The following is a 2,631-nucleotide window of genomic DNA, read 5'->3' on the forward strand; positions in this document are numbered from 1 at the left end:
GCCCGCCTCCGACCGCGCCCCGCCCGCTCAGTTGCCGCGCTGGGCACCGCCGTTGACCTGGATCACCTGGGAGGTGATGTGACCTGCCGCCGGGGAGGCGAGCCAGCGCAGGGTCTCCGCGATGTCGCCGGGGGTGCCGGCGCGGGCGTTGAGGGTCTCGTCGACGCGCGCCCGCCAGGTCTCGTCCGGCATCCCGGTGTCGCCGAAGAACTCGGTGTCGGCCACGATGCCGGGGGCGACCACGTTGACGGTGACGCCCCGGTGGCCGAGCCGGCGCGCCAGGTCGTGGGCGTAGGGGTGCAGTGCCGCCTTGGCGGCACCGTAGGAGGCGGCGCCGGAACCGCGGTAGGCGGCGATGGAGCTGAGGAAGAGGACACGCCCACCCGGCGAGGCGAGGCGATCACACAGCGCCTCGGTCAGTAGCACCGAACTGAGCGTGTTGACACGGAAGTTGAGCGACCAGTCGCGTGCGACGAGGTCCAGCGGGTCGTCGCTGTCCGGGTCGGCGCTGTCCGGGTCGGCGGCGGCCGGGCCGGTGGCCGGCCGGAGGGAGCTGTTGCCGCCGGCGGAGTGCACCAGCACGTCCACCGTGCCGAACCGTTCGCGGACGAAGTCGGCGACGGTCCGGGCTCCGGCCGGCTCGGAGAGGTCGGCCGGGCAGATCTCCGAGAACTCCACTTCGGCGCTTGCGCGTTCGAGGACGTCGGGACGGCGCCCGACGAGGATGGTGCGGTCGCCGTCGCGGGCGAACGCCTTCGCGGCGGCGAGCCCGATGCCGGTGCCGCCGCCACTGATCACCACGGTGCGTGTCATGGCGGCACGGTAGCCGCCCACCCCGGGCGCGGGCCGTAGGCGCGTGCGCGCGATGGAAACGCGGCGCGGTTCACAGCGGCACCTCCCAGACGACCGAGGTGCCGGCGCCGCCGAGCCCAGGGCCGAACTCCACGGTGCCGCCGAGGCTTCGGGCCCGCTGGAGGATGTTGCGCAGCCCGCTGCGGCGGCCCTCGTCCTCGGGCAGTCCGACGCCGTCGTCGCTGACGGTGAGCCGTACCGCGTCGGCGCCGTCGGGGCGGACGGCGGTGGCGTCGACGGACACCTCGACCCGCGCCGCACCGGAGTGGCGGGCGGTGTTGGACAGCGCCTCGCGCAGCGCGGCGATGAGGTTCTTGGCGACCGCCTCCCCCACCCGGTTGTCGACCGGGCCGGTGAAGCTGACCGAGGGCTGGAAGCCGAGGGTCAGCGCGACGGTCCCGGTCTCCCGCAGCACCCGGGTGCGCAGACCGGAGGGCGCCTCCTCGGGGCCCTGCTGGAGGGCGAAGATCGCGGTGCGGATCTCCTGGATGGTGGCGTCGAGTTCGTCGACGGCCTTGCCGATCCGGTCGCGGACGTCGGTGAGCTGGGCGGAGCGCTGGGCGGTGTCGAGCAGCATTCCGGTGGCGAACAGCCGCTGGATGACGAGGTCGTGGAGGTCGCGGGCGATGCGGTCCCGGTCCTCGTAGACCGCGAGTTGCTGACGGTCGTCGCGGGCTTCGCTGAGCATCAGCGCGACGGCGGCCTGCTGGGCGAACTGGTTGGCCATGGCGCGGTCGGCGATGGAGAACTGCCGCGCGCCGCGCGCCCGGGGCAGCGCGATGGCGCCGAGCGCCCGGCCGTTGTTGGCGAGCGGCAGCACCATGCTCGGGCCGAACCGCGCGGCGCTGGGATCGTTGACGCGAGGGTCGGTGGAGACGTCGTCGAAAAATACCGGTTCCCCGGCGAGCAGTTGACCGAGCAGGGCGCTGCCGGGCGGGAGTTGGGCACCCATCAGCCCGGTGGTGTCGTCGGCGCAGGCGGCCACCACCTCCATGCCGCCGCCGCGGCTGGGCAGCAGCACCATCCCGGCATCGGCGTCGGCCAGGCGGCGGGCCTGTTCGGCGACCACGGCCAGGGCGTCGTCGACATCGCCGGAGAGCAGCGAGGTGGACAGTTCGGCGCTGCCGTCCATCCAGCGGGCGCGCTCGCGCACCGCCTCGTACAGCCTGGCGTTGCCGATGGCGATGCCGGCCTCGGTGGCGAGGATCTGCACCAGCTGGAGGTCCTCGCGGGTGAAGGCGGCGTCGTGGATGTCGCCGAGGTAGAGGGCGCCGTACCCCGCGTCGTGCACCCGCACGGGCACCCCGAGCAGGGAGCGGATCGGGGGGTGGCCGGCGGGGAAGCCGGAGAAGCGCGGGTCGCGGGTGACGTCGTGGAGCAGCAGCGGGGTGCGGGACTCCAGCAGGGACCGGAGCAGGCCGCGCGAGCCGGGCATCCGGCCGATCCTCTCGCGTACCTCGCTACTCACTCCGCGGGTGACGAACTCTCCGACGCCTCCCTCGTCGTCGAGTACGGCCAGGGCGGCGAAGCGGGCGCCGGTGAGGTCGGCCGCGGCGGCGACGACGCGTTCCAGCAGCATCGGCAGCTCGACGTCACCGCCGATCGCGACCATGGCGTCCAGCAGCAGGGGAAGCCGTTGCGCCAGATCGGTCGAGTTGCCATTCCGCGAAGAGCCCTCTGCCATAGTGCGAGCCTAGGCGATTCGCACGCTTTACGGCATGACTGGCATCTTGCCCCTTTTCGCGCCCTGGCGGGAGGGGGCGGCCGGGTGGGCGTGGT

General features: G+C 73.6%; 2 protein-coding genes. Both read right to left on the bottom strand.

Features of this window, described 5'->3' with window-relative positions; translation table 11 throughout:
• Positions 1 to 27: 27 nt before the first annotated feature.
• A complete protein-coding gene (locus E0D90_RS24910; protein ID WP_130800187.1) occupies positions 28 to 813 on the bottom strand; it encodes an SDR family NAD(P)-dependent oxidoreductase in 786 nt (261 codons plus the stop codon).
• Positions 814 to 883: 70 nt separating this feature from the next.
• A complete protein-coding gene (locus E0D90_RS24915) occupies positions 884 to 2,536 on the bottom strand; it encodes a sensor histidine kinase (RefSeq protein WP_130800188.1) in 1,653 nt (550 codons plus the stop codon).
• Positions 2,537 to 2,631: the final 95 nt, after the last annotated feature.

The organism is Streptomyces otsuchiensis, from assembly GCF_004305975.1.
Classification (GTDB): Bacteria; Actinomycetota; Actinomycetes; order Streptomycetales; family Streptomycetaceae; genus Streptomyces; species Streptomyces otsuchiensis.